This is a genomic window from Crocosphaera sp. XPORK-15E, assembly GCF_034931425.1.
Taxonomy (GTDB): Bacteria; Cyanobacteriota; Cyanobacteriia; order Cyanobacteriales; family Microcystaceae; genus UHCC-0190.
The window spans coordinates 1-2095 of the sequence record NZ_JAYGHQ010000064.1; the positions used below are offsets into that span (position 1 = coordinate 1).

The 2095-nt window shown below is 36.9% G+C and carries 5 protein-coding genes; 4 read left to right on the plus strand and 1 reads right to left on the minus strand.

The genetic code is table 11. The features are described 5' to 3' along the window. The first annotated feature begins 102 nt into the window (after positions 1 to 102). From VB691_RS24365 to VB691_RS24380, 4 genes are all read left to right on the plus strand, one after another. On the plus strand, positions 103 to 294 hold the full coding sequence (locus VB691_RS24365; protein ID WP_323294118.1) for a CAP domain-containing protein: 192 nt from the start codon (positions 103 to 105) through the stop codon (positions 292 to 294). Positions 295 to 299: 5 nt separating this feature from the next. Further along, entirely contained in the window at positions 300 to 506 is a 207-nt protein-coding gene (locus tag VB691_RS24370) for a hypothetical protein (protein ID WP_323294119.1), read from the plus strand. Positions 507 to 562: 56 nt separating this feature from the next. Further along, positions 563 to 865 (plus strand): glutathione S-transferase N-terminal domain-containing protein, encoded by a 303-nt coding sequence (locus tag VB691_RS24375; RefSeq protein WP_323294120.1) that lies wholly within the window; start codon positions 563 to 565, stop codon positions 863 to 865. A gap of 150 nt (positions 866 to 1015) precedes the next feature. After that, entirely contained in the window at positions 1016 to 1453 is a 438-nt protein-coding gene (locus VB691_RS24380) for a glutathione S-transferase C-terminal domain-containing protein (protein ID WP_323294121.1), read from the plus strand. 17 nt (positions 1454 to 1470) lie between these two features. Here the strand turns inward: VB691_RS24380 and VB691_RS24385 are convergent. Beyond that, on the minus strand, positions 1471 to 2095 hold a 625-nt coding region (locus tag VB691_RS24385), incomplete at its 5' end, for an SDR family NAD(P)-dependent oxidoreductase (RefSeq protein WP_323294122.1).

Below are 2095 nucleotides of genomic sequence, written 5' to 3' on the forward strand. Positions count from 1 at the left end.
GGGCTAACTATTTAGCTTCATTAGGAGGGAAAAAATTACAACATGATTCTAACACCAATGGACAAGGCGAAAATTTATGGTTAGGCACAAGAAAAACAGTATTTGAATTCTAGACGATTTAACCTTGAAACCGTTAGTTCTACTGGTAATTGGTCTGATGTTGGTCATTACACTCAAATCGTTTGGAAAAATACAAAACAAGTAGGTTGTGCTACAGCAAAAGCTGGCGGTAATGATATTTTAGTCTGTCGTTATAGTCCCCAAGGCAATATTATTGGTCAACCGATTTATTAATCAATATGGATGATTTTGACACTTTTGACTTACTGGATTCTGGTATTGAATTTGACCCTAGTAACTGGCAAGATTTCGCCTTGTTATTCATGGTAATTGCTTTGGCTATTGGGGGATATTTTTATGTTAATAATGAACAAAGAAATAGGGAAAGTAAACCCACTCATCAGTATAATAGGGAAACGGGGGAAGTTGAAGAAATTGATGAGTAATAATCGTATTTTCTTGGCTAAATTACTTCCATAAGGTATCCTAGAAATATGAATCTATGACGGTTAACTTAATGACAGAAATTCCTAGCTTAGTTTATTTTAATGATGGCAAAGGACGAGCCGAACTAACTCGTCTCATTTTTACATACAGTCAAATTATTTTTAATGATCAAAGAATACCTTTTACTGAATATATCTCAATGCGTTCTAATGGAAAACTTCCTTTTGAGCAACTACCGATTCTCATGGTAGGTGATGCTGTCATCAGTCAATCTTGTGCGATTGCTCGTTATGCTGCTAACCTAGCAGGTTTGTACCCATCAAATCACATTGAAGCGGCTTTATCAATGGACAATTGACAATTGACAATTGACAATTGGTTAATTTGGTTTAAAACCTCCTCTTTTAAGGGGAGAAATTAAAAAATTTTTCCTTATTTTCAATCCTCTACCTAAAAGGTAGAGGTAATTGTCAATTGTCAATTGTTCATTGTCAATTGTTGAACAGATATGGTGGTTGATGGATGGCGAGATTTATTAGACCTTTTTTATGGCTGTTATGTTGACCGAGTTACCAAAGAAGGAAGATTAGTAATGACTATGCGCTCTGACGCTGAAAAACTTGAAAAACTCAATCAATTTTTTAAGGTTATCTTTCCGGCACATCTTAATACCTTTGAAGATATGATTTCTAATAATCAAAATTCTTCTTTTTTGATTACAGATTCAATAACTTGGGCAGATTTAGCCATCTTTGACTTACTTGATACGTTAGACCCCTGCGCTTCACACTGGACTGATTTCTCAACATTTTTCTATATTAAAGAACCCTTGGGCCCCTTTGAACCCCCAACAGATTTATTTAATGATTATCCTAAATTAGCCACCTTGAAAAAAATAATTAGTCAAACTCCGCAAATAGCTGATTGGCTTTCTTCTCATGGTTAGAAACAATTTTAAAAGGGTTAAATACTAGGAGATTGGAGCCTTGTCCATTGCAAGATAAACCAAGGGATTTTTAAGTCGGGGATGAGCCAAGGATACTTTTTAAAAGCAGGGATCGCAGAAGGCAGTATAAAACGCAGAGAACGTAAGGAAACCGGACACTTGCCATCTTCATCAACGATATTATAGCGTTGGGCTAATTCAGCAATAATCTGAACTTTACCTGTTAAATTCATCGTATTTTGTTGGGCGGCTATTGCTGCAATGACTCTCCCTGTAAACAAAGGTGTTTCCCAATTGTAATAGTCGCGCATCGTAGAATTTTGAGGCTCTTGCTCATCTTCAGTTTTCCACTTCTCAGAAAATCTAAACATTTCTTCGGTTCCGACAATTCCTGGCCATACAGAAACTGAGGTAATATTATCTGGTTTTAATTCTACTGCCATATCAGAGGCCAGGCGGTCGCAAGCTGCTTTTCCCACTCCATAAGCTGCCCCAAAAATATAAGAGAGTCCTCCCCAAGATGAAATCGTACAAATCAGCCCTTGTTGACGCTTATTCATTAAACGAGCCGCATAAACACTGGCAAGATAATGACTACGAAGACCCACGTTATTGATAGCATCCCAAAGAATCGGCTCCTGT

Excerpts from the sequence above, each read along its gene's own strand:
- VB691_RS24375 (WP_323294120.1), top strand. The coding sequence starts at position 563 with ATGACGGTTAACTTAATGACAGAAATTCCTAGCTTAGTTTATTTTAAT.
- VB691_RS24370 (WP_323294119.1), top strand. The coding sequence starts at position 300 with ATGGATGATTTTGACACTTTTGACTTACTGGATTCTGGTATTGAATTT.
- VB691_RS24380 (WP_323294121.1), top strand. The coding sequence starts at position 1,016 with ATGGTGGTTGATGGATGGCGAGATTTATTAGACCTTTTTTATGGCTGT.